The sequence below is a fragment of the Paucidesulfovibrio longus DSM 6739 genome, from assembly GCF_000420485.1.
GTDB lineage: Bacteria > Desulfobacterota > Desulfovibrionia > Desulfovibrionales > Desulfovibrionaceae > Paucidesulfovibrio > Paucidesulfovibrio longus.
Genome location: NZ_ATVA01000001.1, coordinates 77,551 through 103,977, shown reverse-complemented (window position 1 = coordinate 103,977; position 26,427 = coordinate 77,551). Strand labels below are relative to the sequence as shown.

Sequence of the window (26,427 nt, the reverse complement as noted above, 5' to 3'; positions counted from 1 at the left end):
AACTTTTTTTCAAGCCACTTGATATCCATCTTGAGCCGCCCGATCTCTTCAAACAGCGGAGCGGTGACCTCTTCCTGGCTCTTGGCTTTCTTGTCGCCGGAGAAAATGCCTTCGGCATTTTCAAGGAGCTGTCTTTTCCACGTAGAAATCTGGTTTGGGTGCACTTTGTACTCAGCAGCCAATTGCGCCAGCGTCTTCACGCCACGTATCGCCTCAAGCGCGACCTTGGCCTTGAACTTGTCCGAATGCTTCCGTCTTTTGTTGCTCTTTGTCATACGCCCTTCCTTATCGGTTTAAGGACGCTGATTCCACCTTAACCGGTGGTCCGAATTTCGGGGGAAAGCGCAGTTTTTGTTCAACTTGGCATGGAAACAATCTATGCTTAGGCAATGTCAAATCGAAGGAGCCTCTATGCAAGTCTTGATCATTCTTTCCAGCAACGACCCGGAAGTGAAATGGAACACTATCCGTTTCGGCAACTTCCTGTTGAACGAGGGTGAGGACGTCACGTTGTTCCTGAACGCCAGCGCCGTTGATTTGTATGCGGGCGATTCGGAAGCATTCCCGATCGCCGAACAGGCGAAAATGTTCGCCCTAAGCGAGGGCGCGCTGGTCGCCTGAGGGAAGTGCCTGAGCATCCACGGGGTGGATGAAAGCGAATACGTCAAGTTGTCCAGCATGAAATTTCTGTATGAGGAAATGATAAAGGCGGACAGGATTCTCAACTACTAGATGAACAGGGAAGCGGGCTCTCATCAAAGAGAACCTACACGCGATAGCCCTATGCAACACTTGCCGGGGGCATGCTGGCCGGATTTGTGCCCATTGTGACCGGCTTGTGCGTCCCATGTTGGTTGAAGAATAAACAATCAAGGCCCTGCCGGAGAATCTCTCCGACAGGGCCTATTGGTGCTACTTGCCAGCCATCATGGCTGCGATGTCCTCCTGCACGGTTCCGATGGGTTTCAGGTCGAACTTCTCGATGACGACCTTGGCCACGTTCGGAGACAGGAATCCAGGCAACGTTGGGCCGAGGCGGATGCCCTTGACGCCCAGGAATAGGAGCGCGAGAAGGACCGCCACGGCCTTTTGCTCGTACCAGGCGATGTCGTAGGACACCGGCAGGTCGTTGATGTCTTCCAGCTCGAAGATTTCCTTGAGCTTGAGGGCGATGACGGCGAGCGAATAGGAGTCGTTGCACTGACCGGCATCAAGGACGCGCGGGATGCCGCCGATGTCCCCGAGAGCCAGCTTGTTGTAGCGATACTTGGCGCATCCGGCGGTCAGGATGACCGTGTCCTTGGGAAGATTCTCCGCAACTTCCGTGTAGTACTCACGGGTCTTTTGGCGTCCATCGCAACCCGCCATGACCACGAATCGCTTGATCGCACCGGATTTGACGGCATCGACGACCTTGTCGGCCAAAGCGGTCACCTGATGGTGCGCGAATCCGCCGACGATGGTGCCCTTTTCAAGTTCCGTAGGCGGTGAACATTTCTTGGCTTGGGCGACGAGCCCCGAGAAGTCCTTGGCTCCACCTTCAGGACGTTCGGGAATGTGTGTGGCTCCCTCATAGCCCACGATACCGGTAGTGTAGAGGCGGTCGAGGTAGGTGTTGGTTTTCTTCAGGGGCACAAGACAGTTGGTCGTCAGCAGAATGGGACCGTTGAAATCTTCGAATTCCGTATTCTGATGCCACCAGGAGCCGCCGTAGTTGCCTACGAAGTGGTCATACTTCTTGAAGGCCGGGTAGTAGTTGGCGGGGAGCATCTCGCCATGCGTGTAGACGTCGACGCCCGTTCCCTCGGTCTGCTTGAGCAACTCTTCCATGTCCTTGAGATCATGGCCGCTGATGAGGATGCCGGGGTTGCGGCCAACGCCGATGTTGACTTCCGTGATTTCCGGATGCCCGTATGTGGAGGTGTTGGCCTCGTCCAGCAGGGCCATGGTCGTGACCGCAACCTCTCCGGCCTTCATGACCATACCGACCATCTCGTCCACGGACAGGTCCTTCGTTGTGGACGCCAGGGCCTCCAGCATGAAGTCGTCGATTTCCGGTTTGCGGTATCCCAGAACGGCGGCATGTTCGGCGTAGGCTGCCACGCCCTTGAGGCCGATGATCAGGAATTCGCGCAGTGAGCGCACGTCTTCGTCTGCCGTGGCCTGGATGCCGACCGTCTTGGCCTTTTCCGCGAAGGAGGAGGCAGGTCCGCTCCACGTTGCTGCATCGGGCAGAGCATCGGCGTAGTCCTTGCCATGCTTCGCCTTGTATGCGTCCATGAACTTTGCCTTGAGTGCGTCACGGCGTTTCAGACCTTCTTGAATCATGCCTTCGAAACGGGCGTCATCCCAGTTGGCATTGGTGATAGTGGCGAACAACCCCTGAAGCACGAAGTCGTCGTTGGAACGGTCGGGCTTACCCAAACCCTTGAGTCCTTCGCCATAGACGGCGATGCCCCGCAGGACAAAAATCAGAAGATCCTGGAGGTTGGCTGTTTCTTCCGGTTTTCCGCACATCCCCTTGACGGTGCAGCCTGTGTTTTTCGCTGTCTCCTGACATTGGTAGCAAAACATATGGGTCTCCTTATGTTGCGGTTACAAAATAACTGGGTGCTGACGGAAAGAAAAAATTGAAAGGCCCAGCCCAGCAGCCATATCATAATAATCATATTTTAATTTGGACAACATTCATTTGATCACATTGCGAAGCGATAACATCTCGTTTTTATAGCATTATACGCTGAACGATACTGCCAACCAATTTTTTCTGCGTCCCTATTCGCTCCCAGGTAACATTCCTCATTTGGCGATAGTCCTTTCCTCCAGTCGGCCCCAAGCCGACTGGAGGAAAGGACGGTTCCATGGAGGAGACACACCGCCCGAGCGGGGTGTCTCCTCCATGGAACCTCACGCCCAAAAGAAAAACCCCGCCGAAGCGGGGTCTTGTTACTGACTGCTGCCAAGGTAGGCATCAGACACGTCCCGCCGCCCGGCGGAATGTCCTGCAGTCACTTCGATTTCGTCACGGGCTTCAGCATCGAGTCGAGGCCATTCATCCCCAGCCGTGTCCCGCGCGGCCTTCTGGAAGGCTTCCACGGATTCGTGCTGGTTGGGCGGCTGGAAGCCCGTGTGCTCGACATACATGCGGTGAAACCGTTCATGACGATTGCTGTGCAGCGTCCACCCGCTTTCTTTTTTGGTGAACCCGCACAACCTGGCCGCGTAGGACAGCTTTTCCTGCCACTTGTCGCCCATCCCTTCAGGCATAAGGGTGTGGACCCCCGGCCTGTCGGACTGGCTGACATATGGCAACGCCCGTTCCAGGGCTTCCTGCTGCTTGTCGGACAGATTGGTCAGCGTCCTTGGCCGTCCCCCTTTCGTCCCATACTGGACAAGAAGGCTACGCCCTTCCCTATCCCAATCGCTGACCAAATCGATTTTTGCCGATTCTTCCCGACGAAGGCCCAGTTCCCATTGCAGGCGGATTTGGGCGGCACACCGGGGACCGTATTCATAGCCAAGCTCGTTTTCCAGCTTGTCGATTGCCCCCTGCACGAAGGCGGGGGCAACCGCTTTACTTATGGCGTTGGCAATGCTGCCCCGCCGAACGTCGAACACGTCGTTGGTCGGGCTGATGCCGGTATTCCCGTAGGCCTTGCACAGATCACGGGCCGCCGAAAAAAGTTCGGCGATACGCCCGTCACCCTTGCCTTCTTCCTGCATTTGCCAGGCAACAGCCGCGAAATGCTTATTCGTGACATTGGTCCATTTGCAAACCCCGAACCCTTCACGGCGAAGCCGCTTGGCAAAGGCTCGGGCATTCTGACGGACCCTGTGTTGCTTGGAACGCGAACCGGACAGGGTTGCCCTGTTCACGCCCAGTACCAGACTGATGGATTTTGTCATGGAATTCTCCTTCCTGAAGTTCGGGGCAGTGCCCCGGGACAAAGCAGGTCGAACCTTCCCCGTTTGCCGGGAAATGACCTGCCCATGGCGCGAATGCGCCACACAACAACCGACACGGGACAAATCAATGTCCGTTTCCCACAGAAGGAAAAATCCTGAGAATCCATTCAATAAGGGGTGCCACCACGCAGGCTCGTTCGTCCTGCGTATAAAGCGGTGGCCGTGGGGGAATTTCGACAACGGCAGATTTCTAGACACCTGTCGTTTGTCCGGCGGGGGTGCTGTGTTCCAGCCTGGCGTTTGGATGTGAAAGTGTGCCGTTTGGAAATGAACGGCAGCGAAGTGTTTGGTGTTCCGGCACGTTAGTGCCTACTTAAGCGTTCATCAGTTTAGACTTCGTCAAAACTTATGAACGCGCCTGAACGCGATTCTTACCTCCTTCTGGTTACTCAACCTGACTGGTTATGCCCTGTCTTATCACCCCGGGAAATCGCCGAGCAAGGTTCGTTGACAGGATATTTGCCCCTCCTGCCGATTTTTCCGCGAGCGTGACACAAGCAGTCGAGATGACAAGGCCAAGCCCTTCGGGCGACCGGCTTTGGCCGGTCGGCCTTGCCTTCTCGACTTTGCTTGCGTCGTCATCCGCGCAGGCGACGGCGAGAGGGATGGCGGAGCCGACTCTGGCTCAAGGGATGTGAAGCCAACTTGACGGCGTAAGGTGTGTCAACTCCATTAAATTTTGCAAACGTGATCAATCCGGTTCGAGTTATAAATTGACGCAGGTCATAGACTCTTCCGATGATAAGAGTTATAGAAACAATAGTATGGACTTGTTTTTATTTGGACAACAATTTAACATGTGGCCATGTCAAAATTTAACAAGAAAAAACCCAAGGCATACAGCTACATAAGGATGTCGTCGAAAAAACAGCTTCATGGCGACAGCTTGCGAAGGCAACTTGAGGCGACACAGAGATACGTGCAAGCCAACGAGCTTATTCTTGATGATGATCTGCGGGACCTTGGTGTGTCGGCATACACATCGGCCAACGTCACCGAAGGGGCGCTGGGACAGTTCCTGTCTCTTGTTCGCGAAAGCAAAATCCCAAGCGGTTCGGTCCTAGTCGTTGAGTCGTTGGACCGGATTTCCCGCGCCAAGGTTTTGGACGCTTTCGACGTTTTCCGTGAGATCGTCCGTGCTGGCATAAAAATCCATACCCTTGAAAACGGGAAAACATACACGCATGAGAATATCAACGACAATTTCAGTGATCTGCTGATTTGCCTCGGGATCATGGCGAGGGCTAACGAGGAGTCCGAGCGGAAATCCGAACGACTCGGTGCGATGTGGGACAACAAGCACCGTTTGGCCAACAAAGGGGTCCCGATCGGAGGTCTCCACCCGGCGTGGGTCGAGTATTCCGCTGACCAGGGTAAATACATCCTGATCCCGGAAAGAGCGGAGTTGATCAAGCGGATGTTCGCAGAGACGATCACCGGGTACGGAAGACGCATGATCGCCATGCGTTTTAACGAAGAGAAGATTCCGACTTGGGGCCGTTCCAAAAACGGTTGGTCGGCTTCATACGTTGGCAAAATCGTCGATGAAAGATCGGTTTTAGGTGAATACCAGCCGTACACTGGTGGTAAACGCCAAGGGGGGAAGCGGGTTCCGTTCGGCGACCCCGTACATGGCTACTGGCCCCGGGTGATTGACGAGGAGACATGGCTTAGGGCAAGGGCCGCTTCCAAGCGGAGGAAATTGAAGCCCGACACGGGAGGGAAGGGGAAAAAGGGGTTTGTGACCAATATTTTCAGGAAAGTCGCTCGTTGCGGATTGTGTGGGTGTGCCATGCGTTTGCGCACTGCCCGTCCGAAAGACAAATATCTAGTTTGTGACGGCCGGAGTCGCGGGACGAACTGTGAACACGCCTCATTCCACCAGTATGCCCGGATTGAACAAGCGCTCCTTGATGGCCTCCTGCGGGAAATCGACCTGGACTCCATCGGCGAGGAAAAGACAATCCATAAGCCGGACCTTCAGGAGGAACTGACAAAGGCGCAAACCGAACTAGCGGAAAGCACGAGAACCTTGGACAAGCTAGTCGAGTCTTTCGGGGCCGACTCCATCCCGCAAGTCGAGCAACGCATCCGGGACATGCACGAGGACGTTAGGGGCTGTAAGGAAAGAATCCTAGACCTTGAAGATCGACTTGCGGAAAGCCAGGTAAAGCCGTCTATCCAAAAAAGGCAGTCAAACATCACGGCCTTGGCCGAAAAGTTGAAAAATGCAGATGAGGAAGAAGCGTCAAGACTTCGCGGAGAGTTGACCGCCGAGTTGAGACGGGTTGTCCGCAAAATAACCTTTTTCCCCGATCGTGTTGCTGTCTTTGAAATTGGTGGTGAACACACGGACATGCCCGATAGGACCATATATTATGCATGCTTCTGCCCACCACCGCGGAAAGTAAATGAAGAGGTCGTGTGGCAGAGATTCCTTTATAAGACCCCCGTTCCACCCAAATCTATTGTTGAAAATGGACCCTTTGTTAAGCTGGACGGAACTTCCGCCTCACCAGAGGTCACTTATCATGACTGGGACCAGGAAGACCTGCAAAAATGGTTGGCAACCCGAAGTAAAAAGGTCCAAAAAGCCGAAGAATGGCCTTTGAAGCCGGATGGAACTCCGGTGAAATGGATTTCGTTTTGCAACTCCGACGATCCGAGTAAACGTAGTTTCATGACATACGAAGATTTTCTTTCGAAAAAAAAGGGGACTGGACGTAATTGAATTTACGACGCTGCATAGCAATCGCCATAAATGGTTTCATCAAATGTACATCGAACACACGGGTTTTCAGCCGCCCAACCAGCACAAATCCGTGGAAGCCTTCCAAAAAGTACCCACCACGTTTCTGAAAACCTAGTCCCTGCCGTGTTTTTTAATATGGCAGGGACTTACTTTTAGGTGATTTATGGTGATCCCTAGTGATTTTCGGGAATTTCGGGGATGTTGTTACACATTTTTTCACACATGTCTTGATAGGAATATCCTTTTATTTTAGCAAAAAAAGGGTTCATCCGACTCGAGCGTACTTTTGACAAAATCAAGCAACAAGAAGACCAGCCATATCTCTATGGCTGGTCTTCTTGTGTTCTGTTTCTTACGCTCAGCTTGAGCCAAACTTTCAAGGCTAACCGAAAACGTGAACATTGCAGTGTGAGATATTACTGTTTTTTCCAGAGGCTATGTCGTTTGTGTCATGTAGTACGATACTACTGAACGTTTACTGAACAAGCTTGTTTTAGGAACAGCCTTAGCTCTTTTTCGGTCTGTCCAGAATGCAGATGTTGCCGTCAGGGTGCCAGCATTTTGAGCAGGAAATACAGCGGGGTTTTCCGTAATCGCCTGACTGCCAGCGGTTAGGCAGATCTGGTTCGGAAAGGAGCGTGCGGGAGAATGAGAAGTATTGAATGGGAGTTTCCTCCAATAGGGTTTCAAGAACTTCCGGAGTTCTGTGCCCTCCGACAGAGATGACGGGAATGGTCAGATGTTTCGCGATTTCCGCCGTTTTTTTCGCAAAATATGATTGTTTTTCCTGCTTGATGATGCCCGAACGAATAGGGCTGGCTTCCGGATAGTTTGTGGTATCCAGATTGCCGCCGCTGAATTCGATGGCGCTGACCCCCAGCCGTTCGAGCCCCTTTGCTACAACCATGCTTTCTTCAACACTCAGGCCGTGCTCGTCCCAGTCGTCGGAGCAATGCATCTTGATCAGTACGGGATACTCTTCGCCTACTTCTTCGCGTATGGCGCGGACAGTTTCAAAGATGATGCGGCCTCTGTTCTCAATGCTCCCGCCATATTCATCCTGACGGCGATTGTAATACGGGCTTAAGAACTGGCTGAAAAGGTAGGTGTGCGCACCATGAAGCTGCACCCCGTCAAATCCGGCTTCTTTTACACGCCGTGCTGCCCGTGCAAAATCGGCCACCAGTGTTCGTATGTCGGCTTGAGACATTTCCGTAGGGATGGTGCCGAACATGGGATGCGGTACCGCAGACGGTCCCCATATGGTGCGTCCTTCCGGCTGAAAATCAGTAGCGGAACCGCCATACACAATCTGCATAACAACGTTTGCGCCCTCGGCTTTCAATTTCTGCACAAATTCTTTGTATTCGGGAATGAATGCATCATCATAAATTCCCAGCATGCCGGGGTTCGGTTGCTCGTCTTCGCGCACAAAGGCATAGCCTGTGATGATGGTTCCCACGCCGCCCTTAGCCAGAGCAATATATGTTTTTTCGAGCTGTTCCGTAATGTGACCTTTATCGTCAGCCATGTTGAGCCACGTGGCGGAACGCCACAGACGGTTTTTCAAGGTCATGGGGCCGAGCTGTGTTGTCTCAAACAGTTTCATGGTACTTATTCCTCGCTAAATTTACATATCGCGAATTTGCGATATGTTGTGATGGTAAAAAAGGAAGCGCAAGGCCTCCTTAATGATTAAAGCTTGTTGGCAATATATATCGCCAGCTCTTGTATGCGCTCTTCATTCCGGCGGTAGTAGGTCCATTGTCCGATACGTTTGCTGTGCAGCAGGCCAACCTGTTTCATCTTGCGTAAAAAGCTCGACGTTGTAGACTGCGTGATCCCTACTCGTTCCTGTATGGCACCTACGCAAACGTATCCTTTGCCGCGTTCATTTTCCGGCAGGTGAACCATGGGCTGGAAGTTTTTTTCAGGTTCCTTCAACCATTCCATGATGCTGAGGCGCACCGGATTCCCTAGCGCTTTACAAATTTCTTCCAAATTCATACATATCAGCATATCTCTTTTTGTCGATATGTCAAGTGGCAAAGGGGGGCATCCGGTCAGAGCGTACTTTTGACAAAATGAAAGGACATGGCGTCCTAATGATGTTCACGCCAATGACCATCAAAAGGAGCTGTCGCCATGTCCACGAGTTTCATCTACCACGCGTTCGGCCTGCGAGGCTACGACTACATTCGACAGGATTTTATCGCAGGCAATATAATCCTGAAAGTGCAACCCAAAGACGATCTTGTTCGTTGTCCCTGCTGTCGTTCCAGAAACATCATCCGTCGAGGCTTTTCCGAGCGGTGGGTGCAGACTGTACCCATCGGTTTCAAACCGGTTTGGCTGGTCATTCCTGTGCAGCGGATAGGATGCCGTAATTGTGGTGTAGTTCGACTAATTGATGTGCAAGTCGCGGAACCAAGACGATGGTACACCAAGGCATTTGAGCGTTACGCTCTTGCTCTGGCAAAAAAGATGACAATACAAGATGTTGCCGACCTGCTCGGCGTCGGTTGGGACACGATTAAATCAATTTTCAAACGGTATCTGTTTCATCGTTTCGCAAAGCCGAAATTGGGGAAGCTCAAATACATTGCCATCGATGAAATCAGTGTCAGAAAAGGCCAGAAGTATTTGACGTTGGTCATGGATCTCGAAAGCGGCGCAGTTGTTTTCGTCGGAGAAGGTCGAAGCCGCGAAACTATCCTTCCATTCTGGAAACGACTCAAGAAAACCAGAGCCAAGATTGCGGCTGTGGCGACTGACATGAACGTTGGTTACATCAGCGCCGTCATGGAGAGTTTGCCTAATGTGGCCATTGTTTTTGACCGATTCCATGTGGTCAAATTGATGAACGAGAAAATCACCCAGATTCGCCGTCAACTATTCAGGGAACTCTCGTCACCACTTGAGAAGAAGGCAGTCAAAGGCACTCGTTGGATTCTTCTGAAAAATCCGGAAAACTTGGATGAAGGCCGTGATGAGAAACAACGCCTGGACGAAGCGTTGCGGCTGAACAAACCACTGGCGACAGCCTACTATCTGAAAGAGGATTTGCGACAATTCTGGTCCCAACCGAACAAGGCAACAGCGGAAAAGGTTATCGCTGATTGGATCGCTAGAGCCGAAGCCTCAGAGATTCGCCCCTTGCAGGTCATGGCGAAGACGCTTGCCGCGTATCGTTTCGGCATCCTTGCCTACTACGATCACCCCATCTCATCAGGTCCAATCGAAGGGACAAACAACAAGATCAAGACATTGAAACGGCAGGCCTACGGCTACCGCGATACTGAGTTCTTCAAACTCAGGATTATGGGCATTCATGAGTCCAAGTACGCTTTAACCGGATGAACCAAAAAAAGGCACCAACTCTAGCCGATGTCAACACAGCCCGGGCATGACTTCATGAAGCAAGGAGTACTTCGATTTAGGCAGGTGTTAACTTCGTGGAAGGCTGTAAAAAATCAAACTGTAGGCCGCATGCTTACGGCATTTCAATGAGTTGCAAACGCCATATGTACCATTAAAACCATGGGTGCCGCTTGGAATGGTACTTGGTTGATACGTGGTCTGAGCGAATCGCCACTGTTTGAGCTCAGATGCGCCAGTTCGGCCGGGAGCTCGTCGATGGGCCTCTCCATAGTGATTGTGCTGTGTGTCCGTGAAATCAAAGATAGAGTTTCAATAAAAGCAATAATCAATTTGTTATCCTTTCTGTTTCATCGGGAAAAACGGTATTCCGTTGCATTGACAGCGGGAAAAGCGGAATTAACGAAATTCCGTTTACGGTTTTTGGTTTCAAAAATAAATCCACATTAAATTCAGTATATAACGAAATCATCCCTACTGGCACACCTCTTGCCTGACTACGGCTCTACTTCGCGAAAGGTCTGAGTGAACGCAAACGTATTCCGAGGCCTTTCCAATCAATACAGCCAGAAGGGGTATTACATGGCGAAAGAACAGCATTCCCATGAGCATGGACATCACCATGACCATAATGACTTCACCGACTATACCGCAGCGGTCAAAGCCTACCGTGAGACCTTCGCCAGCAAGGCGGACGTGATGGACCAGGCCCCGGACCCGGCGGTTCGGGAGATGGTCAAATACATGGACGAGCAGGGTGTTGAGAACTGTTTCGACCGTTTCGACAAGCAGAAGCCGCATTGCTCCTTCGGCCTTGCGGGCGTCTGCTGCCGCATCTGCTCGCTCGGGCCATGCAAGATAACGGAGCGTTCTCCCCGGGGCACATGCGGAGCCAATGCGGACCTGATCGTGGCCCGCAATCTGGTGCGCGCGGCGGCCGGCGGCGTGGCGGCCCATGGGGCGCGGGCGCGCGAAGTCATGCTGACCATGAAGAAGGCCGCCGCAGGGGAAGTCGATCTCCCCATCCTCGGCAAGGAGGCGGTCAGGAAAATGGCCGCCGCCTTCAACCTGGTCACCAAGGACAAGAGCATCGAGGAGCTGGCCAACGAGATCGCGGACATCCTGCTTGAGGACATGAGCCGCACCGTGCCGGGGCCGCACAGGACGCTGGAGGCCGTCGCCACTCCCGAGCGGCGGCAGACCTGGGAGAAGCTGGGCGTGCTGCCTGTTGGCTCCTATCATGAGGTGTTCGAGGCGCTGCACCAGACCACGGTCGGCACCCAGGGCGACTGGCGCAAGGCCATGGATCAGTTTATGCGGCTGGGCATCGCCTTTTCCATGAACAGCGTGGTCGGCGGCTCCATTGCCAGCGACTGTCTCTACGGCACCCCGAAGCGGACCACGGTCAAGGCGAACCTCGGCGCGCTGAAGACGGACACCGTCAACATCGCCATCCACGGGCACGCCCCCATGCTGGCCACCAAGGTCATCGAGGCGGCCCGCTCGGACAAATTCGTGAAGATGGCGGAAGAGGCCGGGGCCGCGGGCATCCAGTTCTACGGCATCTGCTGTTCCGGGTTGTCCTCGCTCTACCGGCTTGGCGGCGTCATTCCCCTCTCCAACGCCAACGGCTCGGAGCTGGTGCTCGCCACGGGCGCCCTCGACCTGTGGCTGGCGGACATCCAGGAGGTCTTCCCCGGCATCATGGACGTGGCCGACTGCTACAAGACGGTGGTCGTGACCACCAACGAATCGAACCGGCTGCCCGGTGCCGAGCACATCGGCTACCGGCGCGACCTGGAGGATCTGGACAAGCTCCCCGAGCTGGCGGACAGGATCGTCACCCGCGCCATAGAGAGCTTCACCAATCGCCGGGATGTCCAGCGGCACATCCCCGACCACGAGATGGAGGCCGAAGTGGGCTTCAGCCTGGAAACCCTCGACGCCCACTACGGCTGCATGGAGCGCGTGGCGTCCGCCATCATCAACGGGCAGATCAAGGGCATCATCAACCTCGCCGGATGCACCAACACCCGGATCGTCTACGAAAAGGCCATCGTGGAGGTCGTCGACATCCTGCTCAAGAACAACGTCCTGGTCTTCACCAACGGCTGCGCCTCGTTCCCCATGGCCAAGCTGGGATACTGCAGCAAGAAGGCCCTCAACAAGTGTGGCGAGCGACTGCAGATATTCCTCAGGGGAGAGCTGCCGCCGGTCTGGCATTTCGGCGAATGCATCGACAACGCCCACGCCGTGGCCACGTTCCGGGAGATTGCCGGGTACGCGGGACACCAGATGAAGGACATGCCCTTTGCCGAGGTCACGCCGGAATGGTCCAACGAGAAGGGGGTCGGCGCGGCGCTGGCGTTCCGGATGCTCGGTTTTGACTCCTACCACTGCGTGCACGCGCCGGTGCAGGGCTCGGAAAAGGTGCGCGACTTCCTCTATGGCGGCACCCGGGAGCTGCTCGGTTCCAGCATGAAGGTGGACACCGATCCCAAAAAGCTCGCCGCCATGATCATTGCCGATTTCGAAGAGGCGCGGTCGAAATTGTGCTGGAGATAGTCCCAGCCGCATAGCGATACACGCGACGCAGGGGACGGTCCGCCAAACGGCGGGCCGTCCCTCTTTTGTTATGGGCGTCGGCACGAAAAAAGCGGCCCCCCGTGAGGGAGGCCGCCAGTCATCATATCGGTTTAGCGCGGGTTACCGCTTCTTGAAGATGATCAGCGGACAGTTCTTGCAAATGTCCGCGCCGGGGAACCCGTCGCCGGGCCGGGTGATGGAGCTGCTCGTCTTTTCGATGCGGTCCATGAGCCGCTGGAAGGTGGCCGCGAACTTGCCGCCGGGGATGATCACGTTGATCTCGCCGCGCTCGGTCTTGCCCGCGTTGTAGCTGCCGGAGCAGGCGGGAAGCATGTTGAACTCCTGCTCCATGAACGTGAAGACGTTGCCGCCGCAGGCGGAGGAATTCATGGTGATGTTCGGGCGGAGCGGGTGGGTGTCGGTGGCGGCCATGTAGTCCACGGCCAGGTGGTACGCCTGCATGTTGTCACAGTAGAAGTGCACCGTGTCCGGCTCGTAGAGGCCGTCGATGGAACCCAGCGGCGCCACGGCGACTCCCAACAGGCCGTCCCGGAGCCGGTGCTTGGACTTTACGAACCGTTCGGCCTGGTCAAGGTCCCGGACGTATTTGGCGTGTCCCTTGATCTCGCCGTCGTCCAACCCCTTCCACCCGAAGCAATACCTGGCGTTGCCGCAGCCGAGTCCTTCGACATCGGAGTAGACGATCTGTCCCTGCATCCGCGCGCCTATCTCCCACTGACAGAAAGTCATGGGCTTGAGCGGCGTGTGTATTTCCGGTGCGTTCCGCCGGAATGTCTCCAGCTCGTTTTCGTCGAAGAAGAATTTGACCGCGACCGGGTAGTGGTACAGGCGCAGTTCCTTCATCAATACGGCTTGCATCTCGTTATAGGTCATCGTTTCGTCTCCTGAGTTTGTTGTTCACTCCCGCAGCACGGAATCGGAGAGTTTTAGGCTGGTTGATGGCGTTTATTATGTCTCTGCCGACCTGCGGGAGTGAACTTTTGGAATGGATACTCGCAATGAGTCCTCTTCACTGAGCAAGGAGCATGCCCGGTTTCACGGCTTGCCGCCGCGGTCGGGCGCGTTTCGGGTGGGGGCGGGAGGCAGCGCATGTAAAGCTCCCGTGACGGCGGGTGGTTATCCTTTCAGGAGGCATCCGGGCGGGTTGCAATTTCCCCCTTTGCCAATTCGAAATCTTCCGGCGCGGGCTGCGCGTCATCCCCTTACTCGCCTTCCGGACCGCGTGGATCGACGAGAATTCGTTGAAACTACACCGGAATACCGTTGTTCAACGGGGTTTCGTTGCCTTTTTTGTGCGATCAACTGTAAATATGTCGTTATATCAGTGAATTGAATAATTTCAGCTGCTGGCACGGGGATTGCCTTGAGTGGAAAGGGTTTGCGGTCTGGCGGCGTTGTCCGGGAAGGACGTTCGGTCGGAACTGGGTTCCGCCCGGCCACGTGATAGGCGCCGTCTCTTGCTGAACAATTTTCAAGCCAAGGAGTGTTTCTATGTGCGGCGACAACCATTCGCATGAGCATGGTCACGGCCATCACCACCACGACAACGATTTCACCGACTACAAGGATGCGGTCAAAGCCTACCGCGAGTCCTTTGCCAGCAAAGAGGAGGTGATGAATCACGCCCCGGATCCGGCGGTCCGGGAGATGCTCAAGTACATGGACGAACAGGGTGTGGAGAACTGTTTCGATCGCTTCGACAAGCAGAAACCGCACTGCACTTTCGGCCTCGCCGGGGTCTGCTGCCGCATCTGCTCGCTCGGGCCGTGCAAGATCACGGAGCGTTCCCCCAGAGGCACCTGCGGGGCCAACGCGGACCTTATTGTCGCCCGCAACATGGTCCGTTCGGCGGCCGGTGGCGTGGCCGGGCACGGCGCCCGCGCCCGCGAGGTCATGCTGACCATGAAGAAGGCCGCCGAGGGCAACGTCGATCTGCCCATCGTGGGCAAGGACAAGGTCATGGGCGTGGCCAAGGCCTACGGGCTGAAGACCGAGGGCAAGACCGTCGAAGCCCTGGCTGGCGAGATTGCCGACATTCTGCTTGAGGACATGAGCCGGACCGTGCCCGGCCCGCACAAGACCCTCAGGGCCATCGCCCCGGCCGAGCGCCAGAAGGTCTGGGAAGAGCTCGGCCTGACCCCGATCAGCTCCTATCATGAGGTCTTCGAGGCCCTGCATCAGACCACGGTCGGCACCCAGGGCGACTGGCGCAAGGCCATGGATCATTTCCTGCGCCTGGGCCTAACCTTCTCCATGAACAGCGTGGTCGGCGGCTCCATCGCCCAGGATTGTCTCTACGGCGTCCCGCGCCGCAGCACCATCAAGGCAAACCTCGGCGCGCTGAAGACGGACACGGTCAACATCGCCATTCACGGCCATGCCCCGATGATGGCCATGAAGGTCATCGAAACCGCGCGCACCGAGAAGTTCGTCAAGATGGCCGAGGAGGCCGGGGCCAAGGGCATCCAGTTTTACGGCATCTGCTGCTCCGGCCTGTCTTCCATGTACCGCCTGGGCGGGGTCATCCCCCTGTCCAACGCCAACGGCTCCGAGCTGGTGGTCGCCACCGGCGCGCTCGACCTGTGGCTGGCGGACATCCAGGAGGTCTTCCCCGGCATCATGGACGTGGCCAACTGCTACAAGACCGTGGTCGTGACCACCAACGAATCCAACCGGTTGCCCGGTGCCGAGCACATCGGCTACAAGCGCGACCTGGAGGACCTGGACAAGCTGCCCGAGCTGGCCGAGAAGATCGTCACCCGCGCCATCGAGAGCTTCTCCAACCGGCGCGACGTCAAACGGCACATCCCGCCCTACGAGATGGAGGCCCAGGTCGGTTTCGGACTCGAGGTGCTGAGCGAGCACTTCGACGGCAGCGTGGAGCCCATCGCCAAGGCGCTGAAGGACGGCAGGATCAGGGGCATCATCAACCTGGCCGGTTGCACGAACACCCGCATCGTCTTTGAAAAGGCCATCGTGGACATCGTCGACATCCTGCTGAAGAACAACATCCTGGTCTTCACCAACGGCTGCGCCTCCTTCCCTATGGCCAAGCTCGGCTATTGCAGGCCCGAGGCCCGGGAAAAGTGCGGCGACAGCCTGAAGGCGTTTCTCGGCGACAACCTGCCGCCGGTCCTGCACTTCGGCGAATGCATCGACAACGCCCATGCCGTGGGCACCTTCGCAACCATCGCCGGTTTCGCCGGGCATCCCATCAAGGACATGCCGTTCGCGGAAGTCACGCCGGAATGGTCCAACGAGAAGGGCGTAGGCGCGGCGCTGGCCTTCCGCATGCTCGGTTTCGACTCCTACCACTGCGTGCACGCGCCGGTGCAGGGCTCGAAAAAGGTCCGCGACTTCCTCTACGGCGGCACGAGAGAACTGCTCGGCTCCTGCATGAACGTCGACCCCGACCCGCAGAAGGTCGCCGCAATGATCATCAACGACTTTGAGGCCGCCCGCAAAAAACTGGACTGGGCATAATCTGACCGGAGGAGGGAGGACGTCCGCGCCCGAGGCACCCCCCGGCGCGGGCCTTCTCCCTTCCATGAACGTTTTTCAACCAACAGCCTGCATGCCCGCTCCCGGCATCCGTCCAGCGGGACGCCGCTCGGGAGCGGGCCGTGCAAACCTTCGGCTCCGCCGCCCGAGGCGGGCCGGGGGAAAAAGGGACGTATCGATGTTGTTCAAATCCGGTTCGGTGCAATTCAGAATGGCCTCCCTGTGCCGGGAGGAGTTCACGCCCGAGGTCTACCGCCCGGGGGTCATCTCCCTTTCGCGCCTGTTGTGGGGGTCGCTCGGCGGCGGCCTGCTGCTGGCGATCATCGCCTTCGCCTCCCGGCTGACCGGCGTTGCGGTCCTGTTTCCTCCCCTGGCCGCTACTTGCTTCATCAACTCGACCTGCGTCTTCCTTCGCGTGGCCCGGCCCAAGCCGGTCATCGTCGGGCATTTCGTCGCCTCCACAGGCGGGTTGGCCGGGTGCTGGGTCGGCTCCTTTCTGGGCGCGGAGATAGGGTATGCGGTCGCGCTCAAGCTCGGGTTCGCGGTGATGTTCGCCGCCGTCCTGATGCAGATTTTCGACGCCGACCATCCGCCGGCCGCCGCCACGGCGGCCATCCCGGCCATCCTGCCGCTGCCCATGCCCGCCTATCTGCTGCCCGTCCACATGGCCTGGGGAGCCACCCTGGCCGTACTGTTCGCCTTGGTCTGGAACCGGCTTTGGTTCGAGTTCCCGGCATCCGACATCGACCACCGGGAGAGGACCTGCGGCCTGTATATGCAGCCGCCGCAAATCGCCGGCCTGTCGGTGTGCGCGGCCGGGTTCGCCCTCTTGTGCCTGCAGCGTCTTTTCCCCGCGGCGCATACGGCGGGAACGGCGGTCATGCTCATCGGGGTTGCGCTGCTCGGCACCCATCACTTTTTCGGAATACGGCGCGCCGCATGATTCATAGACACCCTGCCTGAAGAAAGGGAGGGCGCGCCGAGCCGGGCGCACCGTCGCCTCATCACCTCGCCTGGCTCCCTGCATGGCGCGCCCCCTTTCTTCACCATAGCCCTCGCGGGAACCATTTGTGTTGTGATGGGTGGTCGTTTCGTTTAATTATACGCCATGACCCCCGATCAAACCTTTCATTTCAGTAATATGGACATTCAGTCGCTGCTTCTGGCGATGGGAGAGCAACGCTCGACCGAGGCGCTCTTCAGCCTTGTCGTCGATCGGCTCTCCGCATTCGGGGAAGTGTCGCTTGTCCGGATCTGGCTCATCAAGGAAGGGGATATCTGCTCCTCCTGTCTCATGGCCGACGAGTGTCCGAGCAGGGAACTCTGCCTGCATCTGGTCGCCAGCGCGGGGCATTCGTCCTGCGACGAAACGCTCGACTGGAGCCGCTTGGACGGGAAGTTCAAACGGTTCCCTATGGGGGTGAGGAAGGTCGGGCATATCGGGGCCACGGGGCAACCCGTGGTCGTCGAGTCGATTCCCGAGGACTCCAAATGGATAGCCCACCCGGAGTGGGCCAGGGAGGAAGGGATCAACGGCTTCGCCGGTCAACCCATGCGGTTCCACGGCGAGATCCTGGGCGTGCTGGCCATCTTCACGAAGACGAGAATCGACAAGCCCGCGTTGGACATTTTGCAGATTCTCGCCAATCACGCGGCCACCGCCCTCGTGAACGCCCGGGCGTTCGAACAAATCGAAACCCTGAAGGGTCGGCTCGAAGCGGAAAACAGTCTGCTGCGCGAAGAGCTGAGCGAGACCAGTTTCTATGGGGGATTCATAGGCCGCAGCCTTGCGCTGCAGCGTATCGTCCAGCAGATCGATCTGGTCGCGCCCACCGATGCCAACGTGCTTGTCCAGGGCGAGTCCGGCACCGGCAAGGAACTGGTCGCCCGGGAGCTGCATCAACGCAGCAGGCGGAACAACAAGCCGCTGATCAAGGTGAACTGCGCTTCGGTTCCCAAGGAACTCTTCGCCAGCGAGTTCTTCGGGCACGTCAAAGGGGCGTTCACCGGGGCGCATGCCCACCGGGAAGGCAAGTTCGGCGCGGCCAATCAGGGAACCCTTTTTCTGGACGAAGTGGGCGAAATCCCGCTCGAACTACAGGCCCAGCTCCTACGCGTCCTTCAGGAAGGGGAATACGAGCGGATCGGCGAGGAAAAGGTCCGCAAGGTGGACGTGCGCGTCATCGCGGCCACCAACCGGGACCTGCAAAAGGAAGTCGAGGCCGGACGTTTCCGGGAGGACCTCTATTTCCGGCTCAACGTCTTTCCCATCACGGTCCCGCCCCTGCGCGCCCGGAGAGAGGACATCGCCCCGCTGGCCGAGTATTTCCTCAAGCGCTCCCTGAAGGCCATGAATCGCCCGGCTCTCAGATTCAGTCCGGAACAGCTTGCCCAGCTTGTCGAGTACAATTGGCAGGGGAATGTCCGCGAACTGCAAAACATTGTCGAACGGTTCGCCATTTCGTCCATTGCGGGGTCGGCCCGGGTTGAGCTGTTCAGTGGAATCGGGGAAGAACGCAAGCCATGTCCCGGGTCGGTCGTTCCAGAGGCGGGTGATGCGGTGTTGACCGAGGAAGAAATGATCCGGTTGCAGGCAAACAACATCGCCAAGGCATTGGCGCGGTGCAAAGGGAAGATTTACGGCCCAGACGGCGCCGCCGCCCTGCTGGGGCTGAAGCCGACCACCTTGTCGACGCGGATACGAAAAATGAATATCCGGCGAGTCGCAAAGTAGCCGCCAGGGAGATGCGGACTGTCAGGCCACGGAGCTGTTGTTTACACCGTAAAGGATGGACCGCTTGGTTGGCGTCTTCTATAGGGAAGGTTGCAGTGAGACCTGAAGGATAACTGCCCTCGGATAAAGTCGAGCCGGGCAGTAGGCTTCGCCCTGAATATTGAACTGGCTTCGTTCAACTTGGCTCCACTTGACCACGAGCCCATCTCATGTCGCAATGTGGTTTCGGAAACCGTACTCGGCCATTTTGAATCTCCAGATCAACGTATTGGCTGCTACCCTGAGGACCGCGGTTCCAGGGAAGAAATTAGGAATCGTGACGCGTTCTTCGCTCCATGCGGCAATCGGAGCTTCTGCTACTTTCATCGGTTTCAGCCTTTCTTGAGCTATCCCTTGAGCCCGAGTCGAAACCGCCATCCCTCTCGCCGTCGCCTGCGCGGATGACGACGCAAGTAAAGCCGTCGGGGCAAGGCCGGACCGCGAAGCGTCCGCCCGAAGGGCTTGGCCTTGCCCCGGCGGCTGCTTGCGTCACGCTCGCGGAAAGTCGGCGGGCAGGGGTAGAAACCCTGGCGCCGGACCTTGCGCGCCGATTTTCCGGGATGATACGACAGGGCATAACCAGTCAGGTTGAGTAACCCAAAGGAGGTATAAAGCACCCAAGGCGCGTTCATAAGTTTTGACGAAGTCTAAACTGATGAACGCTTAAGTAGGCACTAACATGCCGTAACGCCTAACACTTCGCTGTCGTTCATTTCCAAACGGCACGCTTTCACTTCCAAATGCCAGGCTGGAACACAGCACCCCCGCCGGACAAACGACAGGTATCTAGAAATCTGCCGTTGTTGAAATTCCCCCACGGCCACCCCTTATGCGCAGGACGAACGAGCCTGCGTGGTGGCACCCCTTATTGAATGGATTCTCAGGATTTTTCCTTCTGTGGGAAATGGACATTGATTTGTCCCGTGTCGGTTGTTGTGTGGCGCATTCGCGCCATAGGCAGGTCATTTCCCGGCAAACGGGGAAGGTCCGATCTGCTTTGTCCCGGGGCGCTGCCCCGAACTTCAGGAAGGAGATCCATATGAAATCCATCAGTCTGGTACTGGGCGCGAACAGGGCAACCCTGTCCGGCCCGCGCTCGAAACAACACAGAATCCGGCAGAACGCCAAAGCCTTTGCAGGCCGGTTGCGTGAAGCCGGATTTGGGGTCCGCAAATGGACCAACATATCCAACAAGCATTTTGCGGCGGTGGCCGCCAAGATGAAAGGACAGGGCGTGGGTGACGGGCGTATCGCTGAAATTTTTTCGGCAGCCCGTCACCTGTGCGAAGCATACGGCAACACCCGCATCAGCCCGACCAACGACGTGTTCGGCGTGAAGCGCGGGACCATTGCCAACGCCAACAGCAAGGCGGTTGCCCCTGAATTCGTCTTGGGGGCAATCGCCAAACTGGAAACCGAATTGTCATACGAGCATGGTCCCCGATGCGCCGCTCAGATCCGGCTTCAGTACGAACTGGGGCTCCGACGCGAAGAATCGGCGAAGGTCGATCTGGTCGCGGACTGGGACAGGGAAGGCCGCAGCCTGCTCATCCAGCACGGACCAAAAGGGGGACGGCCCAGGACGCTGTACAACCTGTCCGATCGGCAGCAGGAAGCTCTTGAGCGAGCTCTGCCATACGTCAGTCAATCCAACAGGCCGGGGATTCATAATCTCATGCCGAGCGGGATGGGCGACAAATGGCAGGAAAAGCTGTCCTACGCGGCCAGGCTTTGCGGTTTCACCAAGAAGGAAAGCGGGTGGACGCTGCACAGCAACCGCCATGAACGGTTTCACCACATGTACGTCGAGCACACGGGTTTTCAGCCGCCCAACCAGCACGATTCCGTGGAAGCCTTTCAGAGGGCCGCGCGGGACACCGCTGGGGACGAATGGCCTCGGCTCGACGCCGAAGCCCGTGACGACATCGAAGTCACTGCCGGGCATTCCCCTGGCCGCCGGGATGTGTCCGACGCCTATCTTGGCTGTTCCCGTTAGAAGAAGCCCCGCCATTTCCGGCGGGGTTTCCTTTTGGGCGTGAGCTTGCCTGGAGATGAATCGCTCAGGCGATTCATCTCCAGGCAACCGTCCTCCCCGCCCGTCGGCTTGTGGCCGATGGGCAGGGAGGACTTTCGCCCCCTGATGAGCGACTCATCGAAAAAAGTGAAAATACCCTATCCCGATTCCTTGAGGTCAAAGGTGCCGGCGTGCTTAAACTGAAGGGTTGGCTGGGAGTCCCGTACCGGGACAGGTGTTTAACCCTTTGGTTTAGGTCGCATGTCGAACGCATTGAAGGTCAAGGATGTCGCCCGAATCCTAAATTGTTCGGAAAGCCTGGTCAGGACTCCGGCCATGCTTGCCGCGCTGGGGGCTTTTCGGATCGGGAAGCGGGGCATCCGGTTTCACCATGATCTGCTCAAGGCGTACATCGCCAGGGGGCAGGTCGGCCATGCAGAAAAGACGCCAGTCACGGACGAAGGCGGAAGTCGGTCCGATTTGACGGATCGTCATGGCATTTGGTAACTTCAATGATGGTAAGCGACCTTCCCTGCAGGAGAAATGATGCCTTACAAGGAAGGAAAAAGGTGGAGGGGCGTGGTGCGTTTCACCCCGACACATGGTCCGATCATCAGGCGCACGAAGTTCTTTGAAACCAAGAAACAGGCAGGGGATTGGGAAGGTGAAACCGTCAAGGCATTGAAGGTGGCCGATCAGAGAAACCCTGCCAAGGCCGATGTAATTGGCCGGGCTCTGACCGTGACGGAATGGGCGAATCGTTACCTCGATCACGTCGAGGCCACGATGTGCCGGAAGACCTACAACGAAAAACGGTTGGCTTTCCAACGGCTGGGGGCTTTCCTCAGGGACGACCGGTCGCTGGTCGGGCGAATCAGCCTTCACGTGGCTCTGGAGCACCTGGCCATGGTCTCCAGGACGGTAACCGGGAATTCGGCGAACAAGGATCGCAAGAATCTCGCCGCCGCCTGGGTGTGGGGAATCAAGTACCTCAATCTGGACAGGGACAATCCCTTCCAGCATGTGGACAGGTTCCCCGAGGATCGCCACCCGCGCTACGTCCCGCCGTTGGGCGACTTCCGCAAGGTGGTGGACCTGGCCGGACCTCGTCGTAGGCAACTGCTGTTGCTGGCCTTCCATACCGCGCCGCGCAGGAGCGAGCTCTGGAAGCTCAAGTGGAGCGAGGTGGACTTCGGTTCCGGGCTTGTCGGCTACTGGACACGGAAGCGTCGAAGCGGAAACGCGGAATTCGATGAGCTCCCCATGTCCGCAGGGCTTCGAGCCAAGCTGGCCGAATGGAAGCTGGTGTCCGGTGCCGAGGATCTGGTCTTCGGCAATCGGTTCAACGGTCTTCTGGACCCGAACAATCGGTGGCTGAAGCGGTTGTGCGCCGAAGCCGGGGTGAAGCCGTTCGGCTTTCATGGCATCCGTCACCTGGCGGCCCGAGTGGCTATCGACAACGGTGCGACCATCATGGAAGTGAAGCACCTGCTTCGGCACAAGTCCATCGCCACGACCCAGCGCTACATCCTCCGGACGAAGAAGACCACCGGTGCCGTGGATGCCCTGGATGCGGCCTTGGCCGATGCGGTCAGAGGCCGAGTCCGGAAAAATGACACTTGCGGGTGACACGTGGAAAGGAAAAGGCCTTACGCGGTGTGCGTAAGGCCTTGTAATTCCTTGGCGTCCCCAAGGGGATTTGAACCCCTGTTAACGGCGTGAAAGGCCGTCGTCCTGGACCAGGCTAGACGATGGGGACAGTCTAGAAGAAAAACTTGGCAGGGCTGCAAGGACTCGAACCTTGATTAACGGAGCCAGAACCCGTCGTCCTGCCAATTGAACGACAGCCCTGCAAGCGAAGTGAGTTCTTAAGGCAGACCGCGTTCGGTGTCAACCGAAAAAACTCACCGGTTGAAAAAAAAGTTAAACGGCGCGCGCCAGGCGGCGGGTGCGCTTCTTCAGCTTGTTGATGCGGCGGCGCAGGACGTCGCGTTCCTTGCGCTCTTCAGAAGCCTGCTTCTTGATGCGCAGCTCGCGGATCTGGCGCTTGATGTTCAGGATCTGCTCCTTGTAGGGAGAGACGCCGCCCTCTTCGCTGGAGATGCCGAAGATTTCCTTGATCCGGGCGACAAGGTCTTCCTTGCTCATGCCGGAAGCGCCGACGATGGCGGGAATCTTGGCGACGCAAAGGGCGCGCAGCTCCTTGGCGGTCATCTTGTCCAGGGTCTTGGTCAGGCCGAGGCTCTCGAAGGTAACCTCGTACGTCCGTTCTTCCTTCTTGGCTTCTTCGCTCATCCTGTCCTCCTCGCCGCGACTTGTGGCGGCCTCGGGTGAATTATTTATCGCGGCCGGAACAGGCCGATGTAGGCGCGGTAGCATCTGCCAACCGGAGAGTCTTCGTCCAGTTGCTCCAGAATATCCCCAAGATTTCCGGGCTTTCTGGGTGAAGGCACACTGCGGGGCGCGCTATCGGGCCGGTATCCGTCCAAAGGAACCCTGCCGTTTAGCAGCTCGAAGCGTACTTTGTCAAAGTATTCTTCGCCGAGAAAATCGTTGGCCTTGCGGATCATCTCGGGGGCGAAAAAAGTCAGCTCCTGGGCCACTGCCGGGTCGTCCGAGGTCAGCAGCAGGGTCGAGCCGCGCCGGCCGAGCGGCCGGGCCATCTTGGCCACCTGCTCGCCCATGACCTTGTCCCAGTGGGTCCAGAGCCGCACGAGCTTGAGCGCCCCCTTCCCGTCCAGGCGGTCGAGCAGGGGGGAGAGGGCTTCGCCAACGCGCGCGATGCGGTATTTTCGGCGAAAGAGCGCCAGATCGATCTCCCTTGCGGCTAAAACAAAAAAAATATGATACCCTCCGGCGAGCCGGGCCGCAAGGGGGCAGGCGGGGGTTGACGCGAATCCCGCCTTGTCGTAAAACACAATTCGTATATCAACATATATTGATACGAATCGAGAGGTCACGTCGTGGAACTGGTCCGCTATTGCAAGGCCTTGTCCGATGAGACCCGCGTGCGGCTCGTGCATCTTCTGGTGCGGCACGAACTGAACGTGGGCGAGATCGTCCGCGCGCTGGACATGGGCCAGTCGCGGGTTTCCAGGCATCTCAAGATCCTGCTCGACGCCGGGCTGCTCTCTGTGCGGCGCGACGGGCTCTGGGCCTTTTACCGCGCGGTGGAGGACGGCCCCGCCAGGGCCTTCTTGCAGGGCGCCGAGGTTCTGCTCGAAGCCGAAGCCGAACTGGCCGCCGATCTGGAACGGGCCGAGGCCATTCTCAACGAGCGCGTGGCCAGCACCAGGGAGTTCTTCAACACCGTGGCCCCGGAGTGGGAGCGGCTCTCGCGGGATCTGCTGGGCGACCTGCGCCTCTACGAAAAGCTCGCCGAGCGCGTGGGCCGATGCAGCGTTGCCGTGGACCTCGGCTGCGGACCCGGCGACCTGCTCCAGCGTCTGGCCGACCACTGCCGCCAGGTCATCGGCGTGGACAACTCGCCGCGCATGCTCGATGTGGCCCGCAAGCGCTTCGAGGGCCGCGATGACGTCAGCCTGCGCATCGGGGAGCTGACCCACCTGCCCCTGCGCGACTGGGAAGCCGAGGCCGTGGCCATGTCCATGGTCCTGCACCACCTTTCCGACCCGGCCGGGGCCATAGCCGAGGCAGGCCGCGTGCTCAAGATGGGCGGACGGCTGATCCTGGCCGAGTTCGACCGGCACGAGGTCGAGGAAATGCGCGAATCCTACGGCGACCTGCGCCTGGGCATCCCCCGCGAGGAAATGCTGGGCTGGCTGGAGCGCGCCCGCTTCGACGTGGTCGAGGTGGCCGAATATGAAGTGAACAAGGGCCTTGCGGTCCTCATATATGAATGCGTCAAAAAGTGACGCGGCCCTGAGCCGTGTCCCGAATACCCGGCGCGAACGCGCCGAAGTCCTTTCCGAGGAGGAATGAAATGAGCAATTCCATTACGCCCGTCGATCCGAAGCTGCCGTTCAAGGTCAAGGACATCAACCTTGCCGACTGGGGTCGCCGCGAACTGGAGCTTTCCGAGAACGAAATGCCGGGCCTGATGGCCCTGCGCGAGAAATATGGCCGGGAAAAGCCCCTCAAGGGCCTGAAGATCATGGGCAGCCTGCACATGACCATCCAGACCGCCATGCTCATCGAGACGCTGCACGCGCTGGGCGCGGACCTGCGCTGGGCGTCCTGCAACATCTTCTCGACCCAGGACCACGCCGCCGCGGCCATCGCCAAGGCCGGCACCGCCGCCGTCTTCGCCTGGAAGGGCGAGACGCTGGAAGACTACTGGTGGTGCACCGAGCAGGCCCTGACCTGGCCCGACGGTTCCGGCCCGGACCTGATCGTGGATGACGGCGGCGACGCCACCATGCTCATCCACCAGGGCGTCAAGGTCGAGGCCGACCCGGCCCTGGCCGCCAAGAAGTACGACGTGCGCGAGTTCCAGATCGTCATGGACCGCCTGGCCGCGAGCCAGAAGGCGTCTCCGTCCAAGTGGACCGAGATCGCGAAGAAGGTGCGCGGCGTGTCCGAGGAAACCACCACGGGCGTGCACCGCCTCTACCACATGCAGGAGAAGGGCGAACTGCTCTTCCCGGCCATCAACGTCAACGACTCCGTGACCAAGTCCAAGTTCGACAACCTCTACGGCTGCCGCGAGTCCCTGGCCGACGGCATCAAGCGCGCCACGGACATCATGATCGCGGGCAAGGTCGTGGTCGTGGTCGGCTACGGCGACGTGGGCAAGGGCTGCGCCCAGTCCATGCGCGGCTTCGGCGCGCGCGTCATCGTCACGGAAATCGACCCCATCTGCGCGCTCCAGGCCGCCATGGAGGGCTACGAAGTCCTGCCCATGTCCAAGGCCTGCGCCCTGGGCGACATCTTCGTGACCTGCACCGGCAACTACCACGTGGTTCGCGGCGAGCACATCGAGCAGATGAAGAACGAGGCCATCCTCTGCAACATCGGCCACTTCGACTCCGAGATCGAGATGGACTACCTCGAGAAGACCCCCGGCTGCGTCAAGGTCGAGGTCAAGCCCCAGGTGGACAAGTGGACCCTGCCGAGCGGCCGGAGCATCATCGTCCTGGCCGAGGGACGTCTCGTGAACCTGGGCTGCGCCACGGGCCACCCCAGCTTCGTGATGTCCAACTCCTTCACCAACCAGGTGCTGGCCCAGCTCGACCTGGCCAAGAACGACTACGAGCCCAAGGTCATGATCCTGCCCAAGAAGCTGGACGAGGAAGTGGCCCGGCTGCACCTCGCCCGCCTCGGCGTGGAGCTGGACGTGCTCAGCAAGGAGCAGGCCGACTACCTCGGCGTGCCCCAGGAAGGGCCGTTCAAGCCGGATCACTACCGCTACTAGCCCCGGCGGTTATGAAATGAAAAAGGCCGTTCCCGGTTCCGGGGGCGGCCTTTCTTCGTGCG

19 protein-coding genes and 2 tRNA genes are annotated in these 26,427 nt (G+C 57.9%); 11 read left to right on the top strand and 10 right to left on the bottom strand.

Annotated elements, in window-relative coordinates:
* Nucleotides 1–275: transposase (locus G452_RS0100480; protein ID WP_022660299.1), on the bottom strand; the 275-nt coding region annotated here is incomplete at its 3' end.
* 136 nt (nt 276–411) lie between these two features.
* On the opposite strand from G452_RS0100480, the gene G452_RS0100475 reads away from it, so the two are divergent.
* Nucleotides 412–732: a DsrE family protein gene (locus G452_RS0100475; RefSeq protein WP_235619573.1), complete on the top strand. Its 321-nt coding sequence runs from the start codon at nt 412–414 to the stop codon at nt 730–732.
* Nucleotides 733–912: 180 nt separating this feature from the next.
* Here the strand turns inward: G452_RS0100475 and hcp are convergent, their stop codons facing one another.
* A complete protein-coding gene (hcp, locus tag G452_RS0100465; protein WP_022660298.1) occupies nt 913–2,574 on the bottom strand; it encodes a hydroxylamine reductase in 1,662 nt (553 codons plus the stop codon).
* 372 nt (nt 2,575–2,946) lie between these two features.
* Complete coding sequence (locus G452_RS0100460) at nt 2,947–3,906, bottom strand: integrase domain-containing protein (RefSeq protein WP_022660297.1); 960 nt, start codon at nt 3,904–3,906, stop codon at nt 2,947–2,949.
* A gap of 865 nt (nt 3,907–4,771) precedes the next feature.
* Between G452_RS0100460 and G452_RS20285 the strand changes: the two genes are divergently transcribed.
* Nucleotides 4,772–6,697 carry a recombinase family protein gene (locus G452_RS20285; protein ID WP_155887433.1) on the top strand — a complete coding sequence of 642 codons (1,926 nt, stop codon included), beginning with the start codon at nt 4,772–4,774 and terminating at the stop codon, nt 6,695–6,697.
* Nucleotides 6,698–7,223: 526 nt separating this feature from the next.
* On the opposite strand, the gene G452_RS0100450 is transcribed toward G452_RS20285, so the two are convergent.
* Nucleotides 7,224–8,327 carry an NADH:flavin oxidoreductase gene (locus G452_RS0100450; protein WP_022660295.1) on the bottom strand — a complete coding sequence of 368 codons (1,104 nt, stop codon included), beginning with the start codon at nt 8,325–8,327 and terminating at the stop codon, nt 7,224–7,226.
* 86 nt (nt 8,328–8,413) lie between these two features.
* Complete coding sequence (locus G452_RS0100445; protein WP_027188889.1) at nt 8,414–8,725, bottom strand: ArsR/SmtB family transcription factor; 312 nt, start codon at nt 8,723–8,725, stop codon at nt 8,414–8,416.
* Nucleotides 8,726–8,863: 138 nt separating this feature from the next.
* On the opposite strand from G452_RS0100445, the gene G452_RS0100440 reads away from it, so the two are divergent.
* Together G452_RS0100440 and cooS (G452_RS0100435) are read left to right on the top strand one after the other, a co-directional pair.
* On the top strand, nt 8,864–10,078 hold the full coding sequence (locus G452_RS0100440) for an ISL3 family transposase (RefSeq protein ID WP_022660293.1): 1,215 nt from the start codon (nt 8,864–8,866) through the stop codon (nt 10,076–10,078).
* A 600-nt stretch (nt 10,079–10,678) separates the two neighbouring features.
* Nucleotides 10,679–12,661 (top strand): anaerobic carbon-monoxide dehydrogenase catalytic subunit, encoded by a 1,983-nt coding sequence (cooS, locus tag G452_RS0100435; RefSeq protein ID WP_022660292.1) that lies wholly within the window; start codon nt 10,679–10,681, stop codon nt 12,659–12,661.
* A 141-nt stretch (nt 12,662–12,802) separates the two neighbouring features.
* Here the strand turns inward: cooS (G452_RS0100435) and G452_RS0100430 are convergent, their stop codons facing one another.
* Nucleotides 12,803–13,576 (bottom strand): DUF169 domain-containing protein, encoded by a 774-nt coding sequence (locus tag G452_RS0100430; protein WP_022660291.1) that lies wholly within the window; start codon nt 13,574–13,576, stop codon nt 12,803–12,805.
* 618 nt (nt 13,577–14,194) lie between these two features.
* Here G452_RS0100430 and cooS (G452_RS0100425) point away from each other — a divergent pair.
* The 5 genes from cooS (G452_RS0100425) (at nt 14,195) to G452_RS17415 (ending at nt 22,620) form a co-directional block, all read left to right on the top strand.
* Nucleotides 14,195–16,186 carry an anaerobic carbon-monoxide dehydrogenase catalytic subunit gene (gene cooS / locus G452_RS0100425; RefSeq protein WP_022660290.1) on the top strand — a complete coding sequence of 664 codons (1,992 nt, stop codon included), beginning with the start codon at nt 14,195–14,197 and terminating at the stop codon, nt 16,184–16,186.
* Nucleotides 16,187–16,382: 196 nt separating this feature from the next.
* Complete coding sequence (locus G452_RS17420) at nt 16,383–17,147, top strand: HPP family protein (protein ID WP_022660289.1); 765 nt, start codon at nt 16,383–16,385, stop codon at nt 17,145–17,147.
* 165 nt (nt 17,148–17,312) lie between these two features.
* Nucleotides 17,313–18,938, top strand: a complete 1,626-nt coding sequence (locus G452_RS0100415) for a sigma-54-dependent Fis family transcriptional regulator (RefSeq protein WP_051141953.1) — start codon at nt 17,313–17,315, stop codon at nt 18,936–18,938.
* Between the two features lie 1,078 nt (nt 18,939–20,016).
* Nucleotides 20,017–20,973 carry an integrase domain-containing protein gene (locus G452_RS0100410; protein WP_022660287.1) on the top strand — a complete coding sequence of 319 codons (957 nt, stop codon included), beginning with the start codon at nt 20,017–20,019 and terminating at the stop codon, nt 20,971–20,973.
* 564 nt (nt 20,974–21,537) lie between these two features.
* A complete protein-coding gene (locus G452_RS17415) occupies nt 21,538–22,620 on the top strand; it encodes a tyrosine-type recombinase/integrase (RefSeq protein ID WP_022660285.1) in 1,083 nt (360 codons plus the stop codon).
* A gap of 52 nt (nt 22,621–22,672) precedes the next feature.
* Here the strand turns inward: G452_RS17415 and G452_RS0100395 are convergent.
* The 4 genes from G452_RS0100395 to G452_RS0100380 form a co-directional block, all read right to left on the bottom strand.
* Nucleotides 22,673–22,750: transfer RNA gene (locus G452_RS0100395), tRNA-Glu, on the bottom strand.
* 17 nt (nt 22,751–22,767) lie between these two features.
* Nucleotides 22,768–22,842, bottom strand: a tRNA-Gln gene (locus tag G452_RS0100390).
* Nucleotides 22,843–22,914: 72 nt separating this feature from the next.
* Nucleotides 22,915–23,286 carry a hypothetical protein gene (locus G452_RS0100385; protein ID WP_022660284.1) on the bottom strand — a complete coding sequence of 124 codons (372 nt, stop codon included), beginning with the start codon at nt 23,284–23,286 and terminating at the stop codon, nt 22,915–22,917.
* A gap of 44 nt (nt 23,287–23,330) precedes the next feature.
* Nucleotides 23,331–23,909 (bottom strand): DUF721 domain-containing protein, encoded by a 579-nt coding sequence (locus G452_RS0100380; protein ID WP_022660283.1) that lies wholly within the window; start codon nt 23,907–23,909, stop codon nt 23,331–23,333.
* Nucleotides 23,910–23,954: 45 nt separating this feature from the next.
* Here G452_RS0100380 and G452_RS0100375 point away from each other — a divergent pair, with 45 nt between their 5' ends.
* Both G452_RS0100375 and ahcY read left to right on the top strand, forming a co-directional pair.
* Complete coding sequence (locus G452_RS0100375; RefSeq protein WP_022660282.1) at nt 23,955–24,866, top strand: ArsR/SmtB family transcription factor; 912 nt, start codon at nt 23,955–23,957, stop codon at nt 24,864–24,866.
* 68 nt (nt 24,867–24,934) lie between these two features.
* Nucleotides 24,935–26,365, top strand: coding sequence for an adenosylhomocysteinase (gene ahcY / locus G452_RS0100370; RefSeq protein ID WP_022660281.1), 1,431 nt, complete (start codon nt 24,935–24,937; stop codon nt 26,363–26,365).
* Nucleotides 26,366–26,427 lie beyond the last annotated feature (62 nt).

Bases quoted from the DNA above. Each gene is read 5' to 3' on its own strand.
- hcp (WP_022660298.1), bottom strand. From the start codon at position 2,574: ATGTTTTGCTACCAATGTCAGGAGACAGCGAAAAACACAGGCTGCACC.
- G452_RS0100460 (WP_022660297.1), bottom strand. From the start codon at position 3,906: ATGACAAAATCCATCAGTCTGGTACTGGGCGTGAACAGGGCAACCCTG.
- G452_RS20285 (WP_155887433.1), top strand. From the start codon at position 4,772: ATGTCAAAATTTAACAAGAAAAAACCCAAGGCATACAGCTACATAAGG.
- G452_RS0100450 (WP_022660295.1), bottom strand. From the start codon at position 8,327: ATGAAACTGTTTGAGACAACACAGCTCGGCCCCATGACCTTGAAAAAC.
- G452_RS0100445 (WP_027188889.1), bottom strand. From the start codon at position 8,725: ATGAATTTGGAAGAAATTTGTAAAGCGCTAGGGAATCCGGTGCGCCTC.
- G452_RS0100440 (WP_022660293.1), top strand. From the start codon at position 8,864: ATGTCCACGAGTTTCATCTACCACGCGTTCGGCCTGCGAGGCTACGAC.
- cooS (WP_022660292.1), top strand. From the start codon at position 10,679: ATGGCGAAAGAACAGCATTCCCATGAGCATGGACATCACCATGACCAT.
- G452_RS0100430 (WP_022660291.1), bottom strand. From the start codon at position 13,576: ATGACCTATAACGAGATGCAAGCCGTATTGATGAAGGAACTGCGCCTG.
- cooS (WP_022660290.1), top strand. From the start codon at position 14,195: ATGTGCGGCGACAACCATTCGCATGAGCATGGTCACGGCCATCACCAC.
- G452_RS17420 (WP_022660289.1), top strand. From the start codon at position 16,383: ATGTTGTTCAAATCCGGTTCGGTGCAATTCAGAATGGCCTCCCTGTGC.
- G452_RS0100415 (WP_051141953.1), top strand. From the start codon at position 17,313: ATGACCCCCGATCAAACCTTTCATTTCAGTAATATGGACATTCAGTCG.
- G452_RS0100410 (WP_022660287.1), top strand. From the start codon at position 20,017: ATGAAATCCATCAGTCTGGTACTGGGCGCGAACAGGGCAACCCTGTCC.
- G452_RS17415 (WP_022660285.1), top strand. From the start codon at position 21,538: ATGCCTTACAAGGAAGGAAAAAGGTGGAGGGGCGTGGTGCGTTTCACC.
- G452_RS0100385 (WP_022660284.1), bottom strand. From the start codon at position 23,286: ATGAGCGAAGAAGCCAAGAAGGAAGAACGGACGTACGAGGTTACCTTC.
- ahcY (WP_022660281.1), top strand. From the start codon at position 24,935: ATGAGCAATTCCATTACGCCCGTCGATCCGAAGCTGCCGTTCAAGGTC.